This is a genomic window from Janthinobacterium sp. (assembly GCF_031995485.1).
Taxonomy (GTDB): Bacteria; Pseudomonadota; Gammaproteobacteria; order Burkholderiales; family Burkholderiaceae_D; genus Janthinobacterium.
In genome coordinates, this window is record NZ_DAMAGB010000014.1 from 60,295 (window position 1) to 82,168 (window position 21,874).

Annotated in this window: 17 protein-coding genes; 13 read left to right on the forward strand and 4 right to left on the reverse strand. The window is 62.5% G+C overall.

What is annotated here, in order from left to right; genetic code table 11:
• Nucleotides 1-92 precede the first annotated feature (92 nt).
• Together hemE and RTQ46_RS10970 are read left to right on the forward strand one after the other, a co-directional pair.
• Nucleotides 93-1,178, forward strand: coding sequence for a uroporphyrinogen decarboxylase (hemE, locus tag RTQ46_RS10965; RefSeq protein WP_312436523.1), 1,086 nt, complete (start codon nucleotides 93-95; stop codon nucleotides 1,176-1,178).
• An 811-nt stretch (nucleotides 1,179-1,989) separates the two neighbouring features.
• Complete coding sequence (locus RTQ46_RS10970) at nucleotides 1,990-4,014, forward strand: primosomal protein N' (RefSeq protein ID WP_312436524.1); 2,025 nt, start codon at nucleotides 1,990-1,992, stop codon at nucleotides 4,012-4,014.
• Nucleotides 4,015-4,023: 9 nt separating this feature from the next.
• Here RTQ46_RS10970 and RTQ46_RS10975 read toward each other — a convergent pair whose 3' ends face one another.
• Nucleotides 4,024-4,914 carry an ArgP/LysG family DNA-binding transcriptional regulator gene (locus tag RTQ46_RS10975; RefSeq protein WP_312436525.1) on the reverse strand — a complete coding sequence of 297 codons (891 nt, stop codon included), beginning with the start codon at nucleotides 4,912-4,914 and terminating at the stop codon, nucleotides 4,024-4,026.
• Nucleotides 4,915-5,051: 137 nt separating this feature from the next.
• On the opposite strand from RTQ46_RS10975, the gene RTQ46_RS10980 reads away from it, so the two are divergent.
• A complete protein-coding gene (locus tag RTQ46_RS10980; RefSeq protein ID WP_312436526.1) occupies nucleotides 5,052-6,500 on the forward strand; it encodes a dihydrolipoyl dehydrogenase in 1,449 nt (482 codons plus the stop codon).
• 3 nt (nucleotides 6,501-6,503) lie between these two features.
• On the opposite strand, the gene RTQ46_RS10985 is transcribed toward RTQ46_RS10980, so the two are convergent.
• On the reverse strand, nucleotides 6,504-6,989 hold the full coding sequence (locus tag RTQ46_RS10985; RefSeq protein ID WP_312436527.1) for an SRPBCC family protein: 486 nt from the start codon (nucleotides 6,987-6,989) through the stop codon (nucleotides 6,504-6,506).
• Between the two features lie 185 nt (nucleotides 6,990-7,174).
• Here RTQ46_RS10985 and RTQ46_RS10990 point away from each other — a divergent pair, with 185 nt between their 5' ends.
• On the forward strand, nucleotides 7,175-9,235 hold the full coding sequence (locus RTQ46_RS10990) for a UvrD-helicase domain-containing protein (protein ID WP_312436528.1): 2,061 nt from the start codon (nucleotides 7,175-7,177) through the stop codon (nucleotides 9,233-9,235).
• Between the two features lie 29 nt (nucleotides 9,236-9,264).
• Here the strand turns inward: RTQ46_RS10990 and RTQ46_RS10995 are convergent, their stop codons facing one another.
• Nucleotides 9,265-9,603, reverse strand: a complete 339-nt coding sequence (locus tag RTQ46_RS10995) for an addiction module antidote protein (RefSeq protein WP_312436529.1) — start codon at nucleotides 9,601-9,603, stop codon at nucleotides 9,265-9,267.
• A complete protein-coding gene (locus RTQ46_RS11000; RefSeq protein ID WP_312436531.1) occupies nucleotides 9,600-9,992 on the reverse strand; it encodes a type II toxin-antitoxin system RelE/ParE family toxin in 393 nt (130 codons plus the stop codon). Before RTQ46_RS11000 ends, RTQ46_RS10995 begins: the two co-directional genes overlap by 4 nt.
• Before the next feature lie 156 nt (nucleotides 9,993-10,148).
• Between RTQ46_RS11000 and RTQ46_RS11005 the strand changes: the two genes are divergently transcribed.
• From RTQ46_RS11005 to RTQ46_RS11045, 9 genes are all read left to right on the forward strand, one after another.
• The gene (locus RTQ46_RS11005) at nucleotides 10,149-10,364 is read left to right on the forward strand and encodes a SlyX family protein (RefSeq protein WP_312436552.1); all 216 of its coding nucleotides are present in this window, start codon (nucleotides 10,149-10,151) and stop codon (nucleotides 10,362-10,364) included.
• Nucleotides 10,365-10,493: 129 nt separating this feature from the next.
• Nucleotides 10,494-12,650 (forward strand): M3 family metallopeptidase, encoded by a 2,157-nt coding sequence (locus RTQ46_RS11010; protein ID WP_312436532.1) that lies wholly within the window; start codon nucleotides 10,494-10,496, stop codon nucleotides 12,648-12,650.
• 192 nt (nucleotides 12,651-12,842) lie between these two features.
• Nucleotides 12,843-14,993, forward strand: a complete 2,151-nt coding sequence (locus RTQ46_RS11015) for a M3 family metallopeptidase (RefSeq protein WP_312436533.1) — start codon at nucleotides 12,843-12,845, stop codon at nucleotides 14,991-14,993.
• Nucleotides 14,994-15,095: 102 nt separating this feature from the next.
• Nucleotides 15,096-15,305, forward strand: a complete 210-nt coding sequence (locus RTQ46_RS11020; RefSeq protein WP_094442472.1) for a VF530 family DNA-binding protein — start codon at nucleotides 15,096-15,098, stop codon at nucleotides 15,303-15,305.
• An 11-nt stretch (nucleotides 15,306-15,316) separates the two neighbouring features.
• Nucleotides 15,317-15,598, forward strand: coding sequence for a DUF4404 family protein (locus RTQ46_RS11025; RefSeq protein ID WP_312436534.1), 282 nt, complete (start codon nucleotides 15,317-15,319; stop codon nucleotides 15,596-15,598).
• A 223-nt stretch (nucleotides 15,599-15,821) separates the two neighbouring features.
• A complete protein-coding gene (locus RTQ46_RS11030) occupies nucleotides 15,822-18,074 on the forward strand; it encodes a YgiQ family radical SAM protein (protein WP_409518316.1) in 2,253 nt (750 codons plus the stop codon).
• A gap of 221 nt (nucleotides 18,075-18,295) precedes the next feature.
• Complete coding sequence (locus tag RTQ46_RS11035; RefSeq protein WP_409518315.1) at nucleotides 18,296-19,255, forward strand: sugar ABC transporter substrate-binding protein; 960 nt, start codon at nucleotides 18,296-18,298, stop codon at nucleotides 19,253-19,255.
• A 74-nt stretch (nucleotides 19,256-19,329) separates the two neighbouring features.
• Nucleotides 19,330-20,883: a sugar ABC transporter ATP-binding protein gene (locus tag RTQ46_RS11040; protein WP_312436536.1), complete on the forward strand. Its 1,554-nt coding sequence runs from the start codon at nucleotides 19,330-19,332 to the stop codon at nucleotides 20,881-20,883.
• A 19-nt stretch (nucleotides 20,884-20,902) separates the two neighbouring features.
• Nucleotides 20,903-21,874 carry an ABC transporter permease gene (locus RTQ46_RS11045; RefSeq protein ID WP_312436537.1) on the forward strand — a complete coding sequence of 324 codons (972 nt, stop codon included), beginning with the start codon at nucleotides 20,903-20,905 and terminating at the stop codon, nucleotides 21,872-21,874.

Below are 21,874 nucleotides of genomic sequence, written 5' to 3' on the forward strand. Positions count from 1 at the left end.
GGCTGCGCCAATGCTGCAAACCGTTACCGGAATCAATGAACTGGCGGCAATTGGATGCGATAATACCGCTTCTCCAAGCTCGATTGCCTGCCATGCCACAATTTGCTCCGCTCCAGAATGACACCTTCCTGCGCGCACTGCTGCGCCAGCCGACCGAGCACACCCCTGTCTGGCTGATGCGCCAGGCCGGCCGCTACCTGCCCGAATACCGCGCCACGCGCGAGCGGGCCGGTTCTTTCCTGGGCCTGGCGAAAAACCCCGATTACGCCACCGAAGTGACCCTGCAGCCGCTCGACCGTTTCCCGCTGGACGCGGCGATTCTGTTCTCCGACATCCTGACCGTGCCCGACGCGATGGGCCTGGGCCTGTATTTCGCCGATGGCGAAGGCCCGAAATTCGAGCGTCCGCTGCGCACCGAGCAGGATGTGATGGCCTTGCAAGTGCCGGACCTGGAATCGCTCGACTACGTGTTCAAGGCCGTCACGCAGATCCGCACGGAACTCAATGGCCGCGTGCCGCTGATCGGTTTTTCCGGCAGCCCGTGGACGCTGGCCTGCTATATGGTCGAAGGCGGCGGCTCGAAAGAGTTCCATACCATCAAGAAGATGCTGTACAACCGCCCCGAGCTGATGCACCACATCCTGGCGATCAACGCCACCTCCGTGGCGCAATACCTGAACGCGCAAATCGATGCCGGCGCGCAAGCCGTGATGATTTTCGACTCCTGGGGCGGTGCGCTGGCCGATGGCGCCTACCAGGAGTTCTCGCTGGCCTACATGCAGCAGGTGGTGGCGCAGCTGAAACGCGACAAGGATGGCGTCAGGATTCCCGCCATCGTGTTTACCAAGGGCGGCGGCCAGTGGATCGAGCAGATCGCCGATATCGGCGCCGATGCCGTCGGCCTGGACTGGACCGTCAACCTGGCGCGCGCACGCCAGCTGGTCGGCCACAAGGTGGGCCTGCAGGGCAACCTGGACCCGGCCATCCTGTTCGCCAGCCCCGATCAGATCCGTGCCGAAGTGGCCAAGGTGCTGAGCGCCTTTGGCGCACCGTCCGAAGGCACCGGCCACGTGTTCAACCTGGGCCACGGCATTTCGCAGTTCACCCCGCCTGAATCGGTGGAGGCGATGGTGGAAGCCGTGCACAGCCAGAGCCGGGCACTGCGCGCCAGCAAGTAGCGTAGCGCGTCAGCGCTGATCGCTGGCAATAAAAGGCAGGTTTTCCACAAGGAACCTGCCTTTTTTGTTTGCTGCGCTGCAGATAAAAAAGCGACTTATGCACAATTTTTTTTACTGCGGAAATAACAGGCAGCATCGCCACCTTGCCCGGATGCCACTTGCAAGTGTTTGATTTTAAAGTAATAAAAATCACCAGCAGAGCATCGTCCCGAGGCAGGTAGCAGGGTTGTTCCCCGGAATGAATAGCTTGTCAGTTCATTGTCCACAAAGTTATCAACAGATTCTGTGGATAAAAATGAAAAGTATTTTGTTAACCGATACTTAGCGGTGCTGTGCAGGTTTTACCTGAAGTCCATGGTGCAGTGCATGATGATTTGCTAATAAAATATTTGCCGGCGCGCCGATCCAGGCAGTTTCCCGATTGGTTGATTAATTTGCCTCACAGAACGGCAAAGCGCTTTGATGCAGATCATGCAGAGCCTGCTTATTGTTGAGAAATAAATCGTGAAATAGCTCAGTTATGCACAGCTGTCGAGTTAAGCCTGCTATTTCTGCCACCTGCGCGCATCTTTTTCAAGTCACTGATTCTAAACACTTAATTTATTTTACGTGCGGACTTGACGACGATAAGCATTGTATGCAGGGGGTGGCGGCCAAGCTTATTTTTGCTTTGTCCACAAAGTTATCCACAGAATTATCTTCTGTAGCGGTAACTCTTTTTTCCCGCCCTGCCATGCTTTACGGGCCAGACCAAGTATCATGGCCGACCGCGTGCGTGCAGCGCGCTGCTGATTAAGGATAGACCCGACCCATGGCGCAGTGCATCTTGAAAATCGCGCTCGACACCCCGCTCAATGCCCTGTTCGACTATCGCTGGCAGGACGAGGCGGCGACCTGCCAGCCACAAGTGGGGCAGCTGGCACTGGTGCCGTTCGGCCGGCGCGAAGTGATGGGCCTGATCGTCGGCGTGTCCGACAGCACCGAGGTGCCCGACGCCAAAATGAAAGATGTGCTGGCCGTGCGCAGCCAGCTTGCGCCGCTGTCGCAACAATGGCTGGCGCTGGCCGCGTTTGCCGCCGACTATTACCAGCGCCCGCTTGGCGAAGTCGCGCTGCCGGGCCTGCCCAAGAATTTGCGCGTGCTGACCACGGTGGCGCTCGACCGCGCCATCAAGAAGCTGGCCAAGCTGAAAGACTTGCATGACGGCACGCCGCTGAACATGCCGCCGCTCAATCCCGCCCAGCAGGACGCGGCCGACGCCATCGGTGGCGCGCAAGGCTTCAAGCCGACCCTGCTGTATGGCGTGACGGGCAGCGGCAAGACGGAAGTCTATCTGCAAGCCTGCGCCCAGGTGCTGGCACGCGAAGAGGCGGCGCAGATCCTGATCCTGGTGCCGGAAATTAATCTCACGCCCCAGCTCGAAGGCAATATCCGCGCGCGCTTTCCCGGCGTGATGCTGGCCACCCTGCACAGCAGCCTGTCCGAGGGTGAGCGCATGCTGCATTGGCTGGCCGCCCACCAGGGCCAGGCGCGCATCGTGCTGGGCACGCGGCTGGCCATCCTGGCGTCGTTGCCGAACCTGAAATTGATCGTCATTGACGAAGAGCACGATCCTTCCTACAAGCAGCAGGAAGGCTTGCGCTATTCGGCGCGCGACCTGGCCGTCTGGCGCGCCTGGCAATTGCAGATCCCGATCGTGCTCGGTTCGGCCACGCCGTCGCTGGAAAGCTGGCACCACGCGCAGACAGGGCGCTACCGCAAGCTCGAATTGCGCGAGCGGGCCGTGAAAAATGCCGTGCTGCCGCGCGTCAAATTGCTCGACATGGAGCGCGACAAACCGAAGGACGGCTTGACGTCGCACCTGGTGGCGGCATTGAAGTTGCGCATGGAACGGGGCGAGCAGTCGCTGCTGTTTTTGAACCGGCGCGGCTATTCGCCGGTGATCTGCTGCGAATCGTGCGGCTGGATCAGCAATTGCACCCGCTGCACCTCGTTCATGGTGCTGCACAAGCCGGAACACCGGCTGCGCTGCCACCATTGCAGCCTGGAACTGCGTATCCCGCGCCATTGCCCCACCTGCGGCAATGTCGACCTGCAGCCGCTGGGACGCGGCACGCAACGCGTGGAAGAGGGCCTGCAGCTGCTGTTTCCCGAAGCGCGCATTCTGCGCATCGACGCGGACTCGACGCGCAAGAAGGGCAGTGCACAGGAAGCGTTCGATACCGTGCACCGCGGCGAAGTGGACATTCTGATTGGCACGCAGATGGTGGCCAAGGGGCATGACTTCAAAAAACTGACCCTGGTCGGCATCCTGAATCCCGATACGGCGCTGTTTTCGCAGGACTATCGGGCCAGCGAGCGGCTGTTCGCGCAGCTGATGCAGGTGGCGGGGCGGGCCGGCCGCGCCGCGCAGACCGAGGGCGGCAGCGTGTCCGAGGTGCTGATCCAGACCCGCTATGCGCGCCATCCGCTGTACGACGCGGTGGTCAACCACGATTACGACCACTTCGCCACCACCTTGCTCGAAGAGCGGGCGCAGGCGGCGCTGCCGCCGTACCTGTTCCAGGCGCTGCTGCGCGCCGAAGCGCCCGAGCTGGCGACCGCCATCGAGTTCCTGCAGGCGGCCAAGGATTGCATGGCGCACCCGGCCATTACCATCAACGATCCGATTCCGATGAGCATGACGCGCGTCTACAACGTCGACCGCGCCCAGCTGCTGCTGGAATCGAACTCAAGGCCCGCGCTGCAGGCCTTCCTGAAAGAGTGGCTGGCGGCATTGCGCGCCATGAAGACGCGCGTCAAATGGTCGCTGGAAGTCGATCCGCTCGATATCTGATCAGTTCACTCAGTCCAGCCAGGCCCGCGCCGAACGCACGATTTGTTCCGACAGCAATTTGGTGAATGGCGTGTCCAGTGTCCAGGCATGCCAGTTCAGGGCCACATCGAGCGTGCGGCCCGGCGCCAGGTCGACCAGCCGGTCGGTGGCCAGCAGCGGTACCGCCAGCCGCTGCGGCATCAGGCCGTAGGCCAGGCCATCGGCGATGCAGGTACGGCGCGCGGCCGTGACCGGCAGGCTGTGATGGGGAAACGGCGCATCGAGCTTCAGCTGTTCGGCCAGGAAGCGGGCCAGCAGGCTGTACTGGCCCACCACGGCCGGCGCCAGCTGCACCGCCTCGGCCGAGAAGCCATCGCCAAACCAGTGGCCGGCAAACACGGGGGTGGCCACGCAGACATGGCGCAGCGTGCCCAGCGGCGTGATGCTGGTGGCGGCAGTTGTTTCCTGTGGCGTACCCGAGGCATTTGCCACGCAGCCAAAGACGGTGCCGTCGCGCACCATCTGCAAGGCGCTATCGCTGTCGGCCAGGCGTATGTCGAGCTGGCAGCGCGGCGGCGCCAGCAGTGCGGCCAGCGCATCGGGAAACCAGCTCGCCAGGCTGTCGTCATCGATGGCAATCGCCAGTTCCGGCATGCTGACGGCATGGCCCAGGTCGATGTCGAGCGACGCTTCCATCAATTTGACATGGCGGTGGTGCGCGATCAGGCGCTGGCCCAGGCCGGTCGGCACGGCCGGCTGGCCACGGATGATCAGCAGGCGTCCGCTGGCGTCTTCCAGCGCCTTGATGCGCTGCGAGACGGCTGACTGGGTAATGCCCAGCGCGACGGCAGCCTTGTCGAAGCTGCCGTGGCTGGCGACGGCGTCGAGCACGGCCAGCGCGCGATAATCGATGGTTCCCATTAGCTCAGCTTATAAATTGACATAAGAATTAGCTATACTAATACACGAATTGCCACTTGGTAAAACCTTTTTTCGTGCCAACAGAGTAGTATTCCTCTTCATAATCAGTGGACCGGGTGGGTGGCAAGATGAGCAAAATGAAGACGATACAAGTGGACGTGGCCGTGATCGGCAGCGGCACGGCAGGCCTGACGGCGCACAAGGCGGCACGCCTGCACGGCAAGCGCGTGCTGATGATGGAAAGTGGGCCGTATGGCACCACGTGCGCGCGCGTCGGCTGCATGCCCAGCAAACTGCTGATTTCCGCTGCCGAAGCGGCCCATGCGGTGACGGCGGCGCCCGCGTTTGGCGTGCATCCGGGCCAGTTGCGCATTGATGGCAAGCAGGTGATGGCGCGCGTGCGCAGCGAGCGCGACCGCTTTGTCGGCTTCGTGCTTGAAGGCGTCGATGCGATACCCGACGAGGAAAAACTGCGCGGCCATGCGCGCTTTATTGCGCCGGGCAAGCTGCAGGTCGATGAGCACACCATTGTCGAGGCAGCCAGCGTGGTGATCGCCACCGGTTCCTCGCCGATCGTGCCGCCGGAATGGAAAGCCGGCGGCGAGCGCGTGATCACCAGCGACGCCGTGTTCGGCTGGACCGATCTGCCGCAATCGGTGGCGGTGGTGGGGCCCGGCGTGATCGGCCTGGAGCTGGGCCAGGCGCTGGCCAGGTTGGGTGTGCGCGTGGCCGTGTTTGCGCGCGGCGCCAAGGTGGCGCAGCTGACCGATCCGCTGGTACTGGCCGAGGCCGGCAAGGTGCTCGGTGGCGAATTCGATATCCGCTTCCAGACCAGCGTGGCGCATATCGCCAAAAGCGACGATGGCAAAGGTGTGCTGCTGACCAGCCGCGATGGTGAAGGGAAGGAAAAAACCGAACAGTTCGAGTATGTGCTGGCCGCCATCGGCCGCAGCCCGAACGTGCACGGCATCGGCCTGGAAACGGCGCAGATCGAACTGGACCGCCACGGCGTGCCCTTGTACGACAAGCACACCATGCAGTGCGGCAAGAGTTCCATCTTTATTGCCGGCGACGCCAGCGACGAAATGCCGCTGCTGCCCGAGGCGGCTGACCAGGGCCGCATCGCCGGCGACAATGCGGCGCGTTTTCCCGAGGTGCAGCCGGGCCTGCGCCGCACGCCGCTGACGGTGGCGTTTACCGAGCCACAGATTGCGACGGTGGGCGCCACCTACCAGCAGTTGTGCGTCACGCACGCGGGCAGGTTTGCCACCGGCGCCGTGTCGTTCGGCAACCAGGGCCGCAGCCGCGTGATGCTGCAAAACAAGGGCATGCTGCGCGTGTATGCGGAATTCGGCAGCCAGCGTTTCCTGGGCGCCGAGATGATCGCGCCGCGCGGCGAGCACCTGGGCCACTTGCTGGCCTGGGCATGCCAGGCACAGCTGACGGTGCACGCCATGCTCGACATGCCGTTCTACCACCCGGTGATCGAAGAAGGCGTGCGCACGGCCCTGCGCGAGCTGGCGCTGAACCTGGAGCAGGATCCGGACAATGTGCCGGCCTGCGCCGACTGCACGCCGGGCGCCTGACTTTTAGTTAAGCAGCCCGGTATCCAAACGGCCTTCCGCCGCCAGCTCGCGCAGCACGCGGATGGTGTCGATATCGGATTCCTGGTAGGCCGAGCGGCGGAAGTCGTCGTACATGGCGTTGGCCGCATCGGTGGCCGCGTCATGGCCGTCGTCGTACTGGAAGCGCACCCACAGGCTGTGCTCGTCCGGCATTTCGATCGTCATCACCAGCGACGAGGCGCTGATGTCTTTCTGCGCCGCCACTTCGTAGCGCACCTGCAGTTGCGGCAGCAGTATCACCTTGTCGTCGATCACCAGCTCGCCATAGCGCAGGCTGCGCGAAAAACCGCTGTCGCTGCGTTCGCTGATGACGCACTCGTCCAGGTGCGGCACGAACAGCTTGGGCGACTCGGCGCGCAGCACCAGGCCGCGCCAGACTTGTTCGACAGTCAAGGTATCGATCAGCGGGTTCAACGGATCGTTGATTTCAATCAGATGTTCAAATTTCATGGGGCGGCCATTCGAGAGGTTAGGGCGCAAGGCCAGATAGCCGGAATGGTACTCCAGGCCGGGCTGCATCGCACATTTCAATCGGTCAAGATGGCGCCCAACTGGCATTTATCAAGACCCGGCCGGTGCAATCAGCGTGCGCGACACTGTTACAATGGGCTGCTGTTCCTTCCGGAAATACCCTGATGTCCAAAGCGCCACAATTCGGTCTTAACGTTCCCCAAAGCGAAGCGGTCACCTACCTGGACGGCCCCTGCCTGGTGCTGGCCGGCGCCGGTTCGGGCAAGACGCGCGTGATCACGCAGAAGATCGCCCACCTGATCGAAGACCGGGGCTACGACCCGCGCACCATCGCCGCGCTGACGTTTACCAACAAGGCGGCGCTGGAAATGCAGGAGCGCATCGCCAAGCTGTTGAAGCAGCCGCGCCAGGCCAAGCAGCTGACGGTGTCGACCTTCCACTCGCTGGGCGTGAAAATCCTGCGCCAGGAAGCCAACGGGGTAGGGCTGAAGGACCGCTTTTCCATCATGGACAGCGACGACTGTTTTTCGCTGGTACAAGACCTGGCGATCACCACCGACAAGCAGATCATCCGCCAGATCCAGACTGCCATGTCGCTGTGGAAAAACGGCCTGATCGACCCGGACACGGCGCTGGCGCAGGCCAAGGACGAAGACGAAGCCAACGCGGCGCGCATCTACCGCAGCTATGTAGCGACTTTATCGGCCTACCAGGCGGTCGATTTCGACGACCTGATCCGCCTGCCGGTCGAACTGTTCCGCAACAACGACACCGTGCGCGACAAGTGGCAGCGCCGTCTGCGCTACCTGCTGGTCGATGAATACCAGGACACCAATACCTGCCAGTACGAACTGGTGAAACTGATGGTGACCGGCATCGGCAAGAAGCCGATGTTTACCGCCGTGGGCGACGACGACCAGGCGATCTACGCCTGGCGCGGCGCCACCGTGGAAAATTTGAAGACGCTGGAAACGGACTTTCCCGACCTGCGCGTGATCAAGCTGGAACAGAATTACCGTTCCACCATGCGCATCCTGAACGCCGCCAATGCCGTGATCGGCAACAATCCGAAACTGTTTGAAAAGTCGCTGTGGTCCGAGCACGGCCTGGGCGAGCCGATCAAGGTGCTGGGCATGCAGACCGACGAGCAGGAGGCCGAACAGGTGGCCATCATGATCTCGGCCGACCATTTCGAGCGCAAGAACAAATTTTCCGATTACGCGATTTTGTACCGTGGCAACCACCAGGCGCGCATTATCGAGCAGTGCCTGCGCAAGGAACGCATCCCGTACACGATTTCGGGCGGCCAGAGTTTCTTCGACAAGGCCGAGATCAAGGACATCATCAGCTATCTGCGCCTGCTGGCCAACGAGGACGACGATCCGGCGTTTATCCGCGCCGTGACCACGCCGCGCCGGGGCGTGGGCCAGTCGACGCTGGAAGTGCTGGGGGCGTTTTCGGGCCAGTGGCAGTGTTCGCTGTTCCAGGCCGTGTTCAAGGGCGGCATCGAGGCCAAGCTGACCGACCGCCAGCTGGGGCCGCTACGCGATTTCTGCAACTTCATCAACGATCTGGAGTCGCGCGCCAGCCGTCCGGGCCCGGCCGGCAGCGGCGACAATGCCGCCGAAGTGCTGGACGACATGATGAAGGAAATCCACTACGAATCGTATCTGTACGACGCGTTTGAGGAGCGCCAGGCGCAAAGCAAGTGGCAGAACGTGCTCGAATTCGTCAACTGGCTGAAGGAACGGGGCAGGGGCGGCAAGGACCGCGACGGCGAAGAAAAGAACGTGCTGGAACTGACGCAGATGGTGGCGCTGATGACCATGCTCGAAGGCAAGGATGAGGAGCAGGATGCGGTGCGCATGTCGACCCTGCATGCGTCGAAAGGGCTGGAGTTTCCGCACGTGTTCCTGGTCGGCGTGGAAGAGGGCATCCTGCCGCACAAGGGCGACGCCGATGCGCCGGCCGAAACGCTCGGTGCGCGCATCCAGGAAGAACGGCGCCTGATGTATGTGGGCATTACGCGCGCGCAACGCACCTTGCAGATTACCTGGTGCAAGAAGCGCAAGCGGGCCGGCGAGCAGGTGCATTGCGACGTGTCGCGCTTTATCAAGGAAATGGAACTCGACGTGGGCGACGCCGTGCCGACCGAGTCGGAAGTGATCTCGCCGAAGGAGCGCCTGGCGCGCATGAAGGCGCTGCTGGCCACGCCCAAGAGCTGAGCTCGGCCGAAGACAGTCTCAGTACGGCCTCAGCTGGCGTCCGGCGCCACCTTGGGCACGATGGCAAACTGCATGCCCAGCGCATCGAGCATTTTCAGGATGGTCTCGAAGCGCGGCTTGCTGCCCTCGCGCAAGGCTTTATAGGCGCCTTCGCGCGTGATATCGGCCTTTGCCGCCACCTTGCCCATGCCATGCGCGCGCACCACATCGTTCATCGCCGCCTGGAACAGCTCCGCATTGCCGGTGGCGGCGATTTCGCTCATGTAGGCGGCCACCGCGTCAAGGCTGGTCAGGTGCTGCGCGGGATCGAAGCGGGTCAGGCCCAGCGCGTCGAGGTCGTCGAGATCAAAGTCGTGTTCCTGGTTCATTTTTTTCGCCCTCCCGTGGCGTGATTGGCAGACTGCCGCTGTTTCCTGAGCGCCGCCTGCTGTGCCTTCAGTTCGGCCAGAATCTGTTTCGCCTTGTCGATATCGCGTGGTTGACTCGATTTGTCGCCGCCGAGCAGCAGCAGGATCAGCGCGCCCAGATTGGTTTCATGAAAATACACGCGCCATCCCGGCCCCGTCTGCAAAAGGCGCAACTCGCAGACGCCACCGCCCACCGCGCGCCAGTCGCCCTTTTTGCCGTGCTGCAAATTCTTGATGCGCGCATCGATGGCGGCGGCCGCCACGTCGTGCAGCTTGTCTTCCCAGCGGCGATATTCGGCCGTCTTGAAGGTTTCGATCAGGCATGGCTTATTGTCGGCAGATGTATCCATTGTAATCGCTTGTTCTCATTCGTCAAGGAGTTTGCTGCATGACCAGCATAGTCAACAATATCGCCTGCGATGGCCGAGATGGCAGCCGGCTTGCGGTGAATCGCCTTGCCGGAAGAGTAAAATACGCGTTTGATGCCAGGAATCACCGTGAGCACTATGAACAATGAACAGATGGAAAATCGCTTCGTCGATATCGAGATCAAGCTGGCGCAGCAGGAAGACCTGGTCGAATCGCTGAACCAGATGGTGTACCAGCAGGGCCGCCGCATCGACCAGCTCGAAGCGATGCTGCACAAGCTGGGCGAGCATGTGCGCGACGGCGCGCAGCAGGCCAATGGCGGCCAGGTGAACGAGCGTCCGCCGCATTATTAAGCTGACCAAGCATCACAGGGCAGCTTGATACCTGCGGTTGTTGCGGGTGACGCAAGTGTGTCAGGCTGTTATTATTTCAGGCTGGTCCGCGACACAATCGCGGTTCTCTTGCGTTCTTTGAAAGATGTCATGACCCGTCCAACCCTGCTCGTCATCGCCGCCAGCCTGATGCTGGCACCAGCCGCTTTTGCCGCGACCAAGGCGCCAGCCGCCGCTGCCGTTACCCCGGCCGCAGCCTTGCCAGCCACCAATCCGTTTGCCCAAGCCAGCACCTTGCCTTTCCACTACCCGCCGTTCGACAAGGTACAGGACGCCGATTACGCGCCCGCCTTTGCGGCCGGCATGGCGGCGCACCTGGCGGAGATCAACACGATCGCCAACAATCCGAAAGCGGCCACGTTCGAGAACACCATCGTCGCGATGGAACGCGCGGGCCAGTTGCTCGGCCGCGTGCGCACCGTGTTTTCGGTGATGTCGGGTTCGAACACGAATGACACGATCCAGGGCCTGGAACGCGAGCTGGCGCCCAAGATGGCGGCCCATAGCGACGCGATCATGCTCAACGCCAAGCTGTACCAGCGCATCAGCGCCCTGTACGCCAAGCGCGACAAGCTGGGCCTCGATGCCGAATCGAAACGCCTGCTGGAGCGCTATCACACCGACTTCGTGCGCGCCGGCGCCAAGCTGTCGGCCGGTGACAAGGACAAGCTGAAGGTCTACAACAGCCAGCTGGCCGCCCTGTCGACCACGTTTGCGCAGAACGTGCTGAAGGAACTCAATGCGTCGGCCGTCGTCGTCGACACGCGCGAAGAGCTCGACGGCCTGTCGCCGGCGGCGATCGAAGTGGCGGCCGGCCTGGCAAAAAAACGCGGCCTCGATGGCAAGTATGTGATCGCGCTGGTCAACACCACCGGCCAGGCGCCGCTGTCGCAGCTGACCAACCGCGCCTTGCGCGAACGCATCATGGTCGCCTCGCAGGCGCGCGGCAGCCATGGCGGCGAGTTCGACAACCGCCAGGTAGTGCTGGACCTGGCCAAGCTGCGCGCCGAACGGGCCGCGCTGATGGGCTACCCGAACTACGCGGCCTATTCGCTGGAAGACCAGACCGCCAGGACCACCACCGCCGTCAACGCGCTGCTGGGCGAACTGGCGAAACCGGCTGTCGTCAATGCGCGCCGCGAAGCGGACGATATCCAGAAGGTGATCGACGCGGAAAAAGGCGGCTTCAAGGTCGCCGCCAGCGACTGGGCCTTCTACAGCGACAAGGTGCGCGCCGAACGCTACAACTTCGACCAGAACCAGCTCAAACCGTATTTTGAAATGAACAGCGTGCTGACGAAAGGCGTGTTCTTTGCCGCCGGCAAGCTGTATGGCCTCAGCTTCAAGCAGCGCACCGACCTGCCGGTGTACAACGCCGACATGCTGGTATTTGACGTGTTCAACGAAGACGGCAAGCAACTGGCCATCTTCACGCTCGACCCTTATGCGCGCAGCAACAAGCGCGGCGGCGCCTGGGCCAATGCCTATGTCAGCCAGTCGGCCCTGCTGGGCAATCAGCCGGTGATCGCCAATAACCTGAACATTCCGAAACCGGAAGCGGGCCAGCCGACCCTGATGACGTTCGATGAAGTGACCACCATGTTCCACGAATTCGGCCATGCGCTGCACGGCATGTTCTCGAAAGTGAAATACCCGCGCTTCTCGGGCACCAGCGTGCCGCGCGACTTCGTCGAATACCCGTCGCAGGTCAATGAAATGTGGGCGCTGTGGCCGGAAGTGCTGCAGAACTACGCCAAACACTACCAGACCGGCGTGGCGATTCCTGCCGAATTGCTGGCGAAAGTGACGGCGGCCGACAATTTCAACCAGGGCTACAAGACCACCGAATACCTGGCCTCGGCCCTGCTGGACCAGCGCTGGCACCAGCTGACCCCGGCACAGATTCCGAGCGACGTGCTGGCGTTTGAAAACACCGCCCTGGCGGAGGCCGGCATCGACTTCGCGCCGGCGCCGCCACGCTACCGCACCACCTACTTCTCGCACGCGTTTGCGGGCGGCTATTCGGCCGGCTATTACGCCTACCTGTGGTCGGAAAAGCTCGACGCCGACACGGTCGAGTGGTTCAAGGAAAACGGCGGCCTGACGCGCAAGAACGGCGACTGGTTCCGCGCCAAGCTGCTCTCGCGCGGCGGCAGCGCCGATGCGCTCGACATCTACCGCGAGTTCCGCGGCCGCGATGCGAAGATCGAGCCGCTGCTGGAACGCCGCGGCCTGAGCGGCAAATAAGTGCCACCAAACCGCCGCTAAGCTAAAAATGGCCGCCACCCAATGGCGGCCATTTTTATTTGGCAAATCAAAACCGGCGCCGTGGTAAACCGCGCATTCGGCCCGCGCCGCCACGCTGGCAGGGCGCCCTGCTATCATTTGCCACTGGTCCGCGACATGGTCGCGGTTCTTCCCTGCACTTTGAAAGATGTCATGATCCGTCCACAACTGCTCGTCATCGCCGCCAGCGTCATGCTGGCCCACGCCGCTCCGCAAGCCATGGCTGCCGCCGCCAAGGATACGCCCGCTGCCGCTGTCAGCGCGCAAAACCCGCTGCTCAAAGCGAGCCCGCTGCCATTCCAGATGCCGCAGTTCGGCCTGATCAAGGACGCGCATTACGCGCCGGCGTTTGCCGAAGGCATGAAGCGCCAGCTGGCCGAAGTCAATGCGATCGCCAACAACCGCCAGGCGCCCACGTTTGAAAACACCATCGTGGCGCTCGAGCGCACGGGCCAGCTACTGCACCGCGTGCAGAGCATCTTCAGCAACATGACCTCGACCAATACCAACGCCGCGCTGGAAGCGGTGGAAACGGACATTTCGCCGAAGCTGGCCGCGCATGCGGACGCCATCAGCCTCAATCCAAAACTGTTTACCCGCATCGACACCCTGTACGCCAAGCGCGACCAGCTGGGCCTGGACGCCGAATCGCTGCGCCTGCTGGACCGCTACCACACCGATTTCGTGCGCGCCGGCGCCAAGCTGTCCGACGCCGACAAGGACAAACTGAAAGCCTTCAATGCCGAGCAGGCCGGCCTGGAAACGGCCTTCGCGCAAAACGTGCTGAAGGAAACCAACGCCAAGGGCCTGGTGGTGAACACGCGTGAAGAGCTGGCCGGCATGACCGACAGCGATATCGACACGGCGGCAGCCGCCGCCAAGGAGCGCGGCCTGGACGGCAAGTTCGTGATTGCCCTGGTCAACACCAGCGGCCAGCCGCCGCTGGCCGTGCTGACCAACCGCGCCACGCGCCAGCGCCTGATGGATGCCTCGCTGAACCGTGGCAGCCAGGGCGGCGAATTCGACAACCGCGCCATCGTGCTGAAACTGGCAAAATTGCGCGCCGAACGCGCCACCCTGCTCGGCTACCCGAACTACGCGGCGTATGCGCTGGAAGACCAGACGGCGAAAACCACCACGGCCGTCAATACCCTGCTGTCGGAACTGGCCAAGCCGGCCGTGGCCAATGCGCGCCGCGAGGCGGCCGACCTGCAGGGCGTGGTCGATGCGGAACAAGGCGGCTTCCAGGTGGCGGCAGCCGACTGGGCCATCTATACCGACAAGCTGCGCAACCAGCGTTTCAATTTCGATGAAAACCAGCTGAAACCGTATCTGGAACTCAATAGCGTGCTGAACAACGGCGTGTTCTTTGCGGCCAATAAACTGTACGGCATCAGTTTCAAAGAACGCAAAGACTTGCCGGTGTATAACCCGGACGTGCGCGTGTATGACGTGACCGATGCCAACGGCAAGCCGCTGGCGCTGTTCATCGCCGACTTCTATGCGCGCGGCAACAAGCATGGCGGCGCGTGGATGAATGAGTACGTGTCGCAATCGAGCCTGATGGGCACCCATCCGGTGGTGGCGAACCAGCTCAATATTCCGAAGCCGCCGGCCGGCCAGCCGACCCTGCTGACGTTCGATGAAGTGACCACCATGTTCCATGAGTTCGGCCATGCGCTGCACGGCATGTTTTCGAACGTGAAATATCCGCGCTTCTCGGGCACCAGCGTGCCGAGCGACTTCGTCGAGTATCCGTCGCAAGTCAATGAAATGTGGGCCGTCTGGCCGGAAGTGCTGCAGAACTATGCCAAGCACTACCAGAGCGGCGCGGCCATGCCGCAGGAACTGCTCGATAAAGTCATGGCGGCAAAAAAATTCAACCAGGGCTTCATGACCACCGAATACCTGTCGGCGGCCCTGCTGGATCAGCGCTGGCACCAGCTGGCGCCGAACCAGATCCCGACCGATGTGCTGGCCTTCGAAGCGGCCTCGCTGAAGGACGCCGGGGTTGACTACGCGCCGGTGCCGCCGCGCTACCGCACCAGCTACTTCTCGCACAGTTTCTCGGGCGGCTACTCGGCGGCGTACTACGCCTACCTGTGGTCGGAAAAACTCGATGCCGAGTCCGTCAACTGGTTCAAGGAAAACGGCGGCCTGCTGCGCAAGAACGGCGACTGGTTCCGCAGCAAATTGCTGTCGCGCGGCGGCAGCGTCGATGCGCTGCAGCTGTTCCGCGACTTCCGCGGCCGCGACGCCACCGTCGAGCCGCTGCTGGAACGCCGCGGTTTGAAAACGCAGTAAATTCCACCGTCGCTTGCGCCGTTCTTGACGGAGCGGTGCAAGAGTAACGTGCGGGCGGCGTAGAATTGAGTAAGATAGAAAATAAGTGGTAGAAAGAGGAAAATGAGTCAAGATTTGAATGGCGTTACCCTGGAAGCGATCGTGACGCGCCTGCAAGCCCACTACGGCTGGGATGGCCTGGGCAAGCGGATCGACATCAATTGCTTTATCAGCGAGCCGAGCATCAAGTCGAGCCTGAAGTTTTTGCGCAAGACCCCGTGGGCCAGGAGCAAGGTGGAGCAGTTGTACCTGGACACGCAATTTACTGACTGACAGGAAAAAACATGGAAAGCAAACTCAAGGAATCGTTACACCAGCTGCAGTCGAACCTGGAGTCGAGCGGCCCCGTCGATGAAGAGTTGCATGGTTTGCTGCAAAAGCTCGACGGCGACATCCGCCTGCTGCTGGAAAAGCGCGCCGCGCTGAAAGCGCAGGAAGAAGAATCGACCACCTACGGCCTGGCCGAACGCAGCCAGGAATTGTCGGCCAAGTTTGCTGTCAAGCATCCGAAGCTGGAGCCGGCGCTGCGCGAGCTGGGCGAGATACTGGCCAATATGGGGATTTGATAGAGTCTGTCGCTTCGCGATCGCAATGCGCCCCACTGGGGCGCATTGCCCCCAAGTGATTGAAATATAAACGTTTTTTGTACCAAAATCCAACAGTCAAATTCAGGCTGTCAGGTTCGAACTGGCCAATTCCGGTACAATCCGGCCAATGAACTCCCCTACCAATTTATTTGCGACCGTTCCCAAGCGGTCTGCCCGCGCTGCCGTAGCGCCTTTCCTGCCGATGTCGCGCGCCGAGATGGATGCGCTGGGCTGGGACCAGTGCGACGTCATCCTCGTGACCGGCGACGCCTATATCGACCATCCGAGTTTCGGCATGGCGCTGGTCGGCCGCCTGCTCGAAGCGCAAGGCTACCGTGTCGGCATCATCAGCCAGCCGGACTGGCTGTCGGCCGACGCCTTCCGCATCCTCGGCAAGCCGCGCCTGTACTACGGCGTGACCGCCGGCAATATGGATTCCATGGTCAACCAGTACACGGCCGACCGCAAGATCCGCTCCGACGACGCGTATACCGCCAACGCCGAACCCAATAAACGCCCGGACCGCGCCGTCACCGTCTACGCCCAGCGCGCGCGCGAAGCGTATCCGGACGTGCCGGTGGTGATCGGCAGCATCGAAGCATCGCTGCGCCGCATCGCCCACTACGATTACTGGTCGGACAAGGTGCGCCGCTCGGTGCTGCCCGATTCCAAGGCCGATCTGCTGATCTTCGGCAATGCCGAACGCGCGCTGGTCGACCTGACGCACCGCCTGGCCGCGGGCGAACACATCAAGGATATCCGCGACCTGCGCGGCACCGCCTTCATGGTGCCGGCCGGCTGGCTGCCCGGCGACGACTGGGGCGTGCACAATTCCACCCGCGTCGATGTGCCGGGCAAGATCGATCCGCATTACAGTCCGTACGAAATGGTGCAGGAAGACAAGACCGCCTGCGCCACCGAAAACGCCGCGAAGTCGGCCGAAGTGATCAAGCCGATCCGCATCATGAGCCGCGAAGAGCGGCTGGCGATGGCCAAGGAAAAGCACGACAAGACGGTGGTGCGCCTGCCCGCGTACGACGTGGTCAAGGACGATCCCGTGATGTATGCGCACGCCTCGCGCGTGTTCCACCTGGAATCGAACCCGGGCAATGCGCGCGCCATGGTGCAGGCGCATGGCGAGCGCGACGTGTGGCTCAATCCGCCGCCGCTGCCGCTGGCGATGGACGAGATGGACGGCGTGTACGACATGAACTATGCGCGCGCGCCACACCCGAGCTATGGCAAGGCGCATATCCCGGCCTGGGAAATGATCCGCTTTTCCGTCAACATCATGCGCGGCTGTTTCGGTGGCTGCACCTTCTGCTCGATTACCGAGCACGAAGGGCGCATTATCCAGAGCCGCTCGGAGCCGTCGATTCTGCGCGAAATCGAGCATATCCGGGATAAAACCAAAGGGTTTACCGGTACCATTTCCGATATGGGCGGCCCGACCGCGAATATGTACCGCCTGGCCTGCAAGGAAAAAGAGATCGAAGTGTCGTGCCGCCGGCTGTCGTGCGTGTACCCGTCGATCTGCGTCAATCTGGGCACCGACCACAGCAAGCTCATTTCGCTGTACCGCAAGGCGCGCGCAATTCCCGGCATCAAGAAGGTCTTGATCAGCTCCGGCCTGCGCTACGACCTGGCGGTGCGCTCGCCCGAATACGTGAAGGAATTGGTCACGCACCACGTCGGCGGCCTGCTGAAGATCGCGCCCGAACACACGGAAGAGGGCACGTTGTCGAAAATGATGAAGCCCGGCATCGGCGCGTATGACGAATTCAAGGAAATGTTCGACCGCTTCTCGCTCGAAGCGGGCAAGAAGCAGTACCTGATTCCGTACTTTATCGCGGCCCACCCGGGCACGACCGACCTGGACATGCTGAACCTGGCGCTGTGGCTGAAGAAGAACAACTTCAAGCTCGACCAGGTGCAGACCTTCATGCCGACGCCGATGGCGATGGCCACCACCATGTACCACACGCGCAAGAATCCGCTGCGCAAGGTGACCGCCGACTCGGAAGTGGTGGAAACGGCGCGCAGCGGCAAGATCCGCCGCACCCATAAAGCCTTCCTGCGCTACCAGGACCCGGCCAACTGGCCGATCCTGCGCGAAGCGCTGGTCAACATGGGCCGCGGCGACCTGATCGGCAATGGCGACAAGCATCTGATCCCGGCCTGGACCTCGTCCGAGTCCGGTGGCCTGGCCGCAGGCGAGCGCAGCCGCCAGACGCACGGCGCCGGTACGCCCGACAAGTTCAAGGTCACGCCGGGCAAGAACCGTATCGCCCTCGGTGGCACGGCAGCGGCGCCAAAGGCATCGGCGGCCGAATCGAAAGTGCGTCCGTCGATTTTGTCGACCATCAAGACCAAGGCCAAGCCGGCCGCTGCCGCACCGATGGCGCGTGGCAAGGCGCCGGCCAAGGGCGCTGCGCCGGCACGCGGACGCCGGTAAGCGGCAAGTCAACCAGACGGTACCTCCGCTGTTTCCGAAACCCGGCCTCGCGCCGGGTTTTTTCATGGCGAAGTAGTAATTTGCTGCACCGCACACACAGAATCGCTTGCACTCCGATGGGGCATTGAGGCACACTTCGCTTCGCGCAAACGTTTGCGCAAAGCGTTTTACAAAAAAGCATTGCTCAGACGTGCTTGCCCAACCATATCCTGGAGACTGCCATGACATCCCGTATTCGCCTCAAAATGATCGCCGCCGCCGTTCTCGTGTGCGCCCTGCCTGCCCTGCCAGCGATGGCGCAGACGGCGGCCAAGCCGAAGGTCGCACTGGTGATGAAGTCGCTCGCCAACGAATTTTTCCTGACTATGGAAAACGGCGCCAAGGCGCACCAGAAAGCCAATGCCGCCAAGTACGACCTGCTGTCGAACGGCATCAAGGATGAAACCGATACCTCGAGCCAGATCAAGCTGGTCGAGCAGATGATCGTCTCGCGCGTGAACGCGCTGGTGATCGCCCCGGCCGACTCGAAAGCGCTGGTACCGGTACTGAAAAAAGCCGTCGACGCCGGCATTATCGTGGTCAATATCGACAACAAGCTCGACGCTGCCGCCCTGAAAGAAAAAGGCATTTCGATCCCGTTCGTCGGCCCGGACAACCGCAAGGGCGCCAAGCTGGTGGGCGATTACCTGGCCAAGCAGATCAAGAAGGGTGACCAGGTCGCCATTATCGAAGGCGTGTCGACCACCTACAACGCGCAGCAGCGTACCCTGGGCTTCCAGGACGCGATGGCCACCGCCGGCGCCAAAGTGGTCAGCGTGCAGTCGGGCCAATGGGAAATCGCGCCGGCCAACACGGTCGCTGCCGCCATGCTGAACGCCAACCCGAACATCACGGCTATTTTGGCCGGCAATGACAACATGGCGATTGGTGCCGTGTCGGCCATCAAGGCCGCCGGCAAGACCGGCAAGGTGAAAGTTGTCGGCTACGACAACATCAACGCCATCAAGCCGATGCTGGCCGACGGCCGCGTGCTGGCAACTGCCGACCAGTTCGGTTCGCAGCAAGCCGTGTTCGGTATCGAAGCCGTGCTCAAAGCCATCGCCGAGAAGAAAAAGCAGGCAGAGCTGGGCGGCACCATCGAAACCAAAGTGGAACTGGTCGCCAAGGGCGCCAAGTCCTGATCGATTGACCCCGCCGGGGCCGCAGCTGTCGCATGACAGTGGCGGCCCCGTTTGTCCTTTTACGCGGAGCCTCCATGCCTACCGACACCTCTGCGGCGCCTTCTGCCGCCATTCCTTTGCTCACGCTCGACAATATCGGCAAGTCCTATGTCGGCCCCGTGCTGGGCGGCGTGGGACTGCGCTTCATTCCCGGCCAGGTGCTGGCGCTGACGGGCGAAAACGGCGCGGGCAAGAGCACGCTGTCGAAGATCGTCTGCGGCCTGGAACAAGCCACCACCGGCACCATGCTGCTCGATGGCAAACCGTACCAGCCCGCTTCGCGCGGCGCCGCCGAGGCGCTCGGCATCCGCATGGTGATGCAGGAACTCAATTTGATTCCCACGCTGTCGATCGCCGAAAACCTGTATCTGAAAAACCTGCCGCAGCGCTTCGGCTGGATCGACCGTGGCCGCCTGGAGCGCGACGCGCGCGAACAGATGGAAAAAGTGGGTCTTGGCGGTCTTGATCCGTGGACCCTGGTGGGCGAGCTCGGCATCGGCCACCAGCAGATGATTGAAATCGCGCGCAACCTGATCGGCACCTGCCGCCTGCTGGTGCTCGACGAGCCGACCGCCATGCTGACGCACCGCGAAGTCGAACTGCTGTTTTTGCAGATCGAACGCCTGAAGGCCGAAGGCGTGGCCATCATCTATATTTCGCACCGCCTGGAAGAACTCAAGCGCGTGGCCGACCGCATCGCCGTGCTGCGCGACGGCCAGCTGGTGTGCGACGACGATATTGCCGGCCATACGGCCGCCGACCTGGTCAGCCTGATGGTGGGCCGCTCGGCCGACGACGAAATCGACCTCAGCGGCCGCACGTTAGGGGCCCCGCTGCTGCGCGTGCGCGGCCTGGCCCGTGGCGAGGTGGTGCACCCGACTTCGTTCGACCTGCGCGCCGGCGAGATTCTCGGCATTGCCGGCCTGATCGGCTCGGGCCGCACGGAACTGCTGCGCCTGATCTTTGGCGCCGACCGCGCCGACGCGGGCCAGGTATTCCTCGGCGACAGCGAAACACCCGCCGCGCTCGGCTCGCCGCAAGCGGCCGTAAAAGCCGGCATCGCCATGATCACCGAAGACCGCAAGGGCCAGGGCCTGCTGCTGCGCCAGTCGATCGCCATCAACACCACGCTGGCGTCATTGGATACCGTGAACCGTGGCGGCTGGATGGACCACGGCGCCGAAGCGGCGGTGGCCAACGACTATATCGGCCAACTGGGCGTGCGTTCGCGCAACTGCGAGCAGGCCGTCGGCGAACTGTCCGGCGGCAACCAGCAAAAAGTGGTGATCGCGCGCTGGCTGTACCGCGACTGCCCCGTGATGCTGTTCGACGAGCCCACGCGCGGCATCGATATCGGCGCCAAGTTCGACATCTACCAGGTGCTGGCCGAACAGGCACGCCAGGGCAAGGGCCTGGTCATCGTGTCGAGCGACCTGCGCGAACTGATGCTGATCTGCGACCGCATCGCCGTCATGAGCGCCGGCAAGATCGTCGACACCTTCGAGCGCGGCGCCTGGAGCCAGGACGCACTGCTGTCGGCCGCCTTCTCCGGCTACATGAACACTCCTTCCACCCCCGCTGCGGCTTGATGCCGCCGGAAAGCTATCCATGACGACCTCTACTTCTCCTTCGTATCTGCAGCGCAGCCTGGCCGACCTGAAAAACTATGCCGGCCTGGTCGGCGCGCTGGTGGCCATGTGCGTGCTGTTCTCGTTTGCCAGCGAAAATTTCTTCACGCTCGCCACCCTCAGCACCCTGTCGAACAATATCCCGACCCTGGTGGTAATGGCGGTCGGCATGACCTTTATCCTGATTATCGGCGGCATCGACCTGTCGGTCGGCTCCGTCATGGCGCTGGCCGCCTCCGTGCTGTCGCTGGCGGTGGTGCACTGGGGCTGGCCCGTGTGGAGCGCGGCCCTGCTGGGCATGGTGGTGGCCGCCACTTGCGGCGCGATCACCGGCTTGATTTCGGTCGGCTGGCGCATTCCGTCGTTTATCGTTTCCTTGGGTGTGCTGGAAATGGCGCGCGGCCTGGCGTATCAGGTGACCAACTCGCGCACCGAATATATCGGCGGCGCCGTCGAAGGCATCAGCTCGCCGATCGCCTTCGGTTTGTCGCCGGCATTCATTGCCTCGATCGCCATTGTCGTGATCGGACACCTGGTGCTGACGCGTACCGTGCTGGGCCGTCACTGGATCGGCATCGGCACCAACGAAGAAGCGGTGCGCCTGTCGGGCATCAATCCGAAACCGTCGAAAGTGCTGGTGTTTGCGCTGATGGGCCTGCTCGCTGGCGTCGGCGCGCTGTTCCAGGTCTCGCGCCTGGAAGCGGCCGATCCGAACGGCGGCGTGGGCATGGAGCTGCAGGTGATTGCGGCCGTGGTCATCGGCGGCACCAGCCTGATGGGTGGCCGCGGTTCCGTCATCAGCACCTTTATCGGCGTATTGATTATTTCTGTGCTGGAAGCGGGCCTGGCGCAGGTGGGCGTGTCGGAACCCGTGAAACGCATCGTCACGGGCCTGGTGATCGTGGCCGCCGTGGTGCTCGACACGTATCGCCGCCGCGGCGAACGCGCGTAA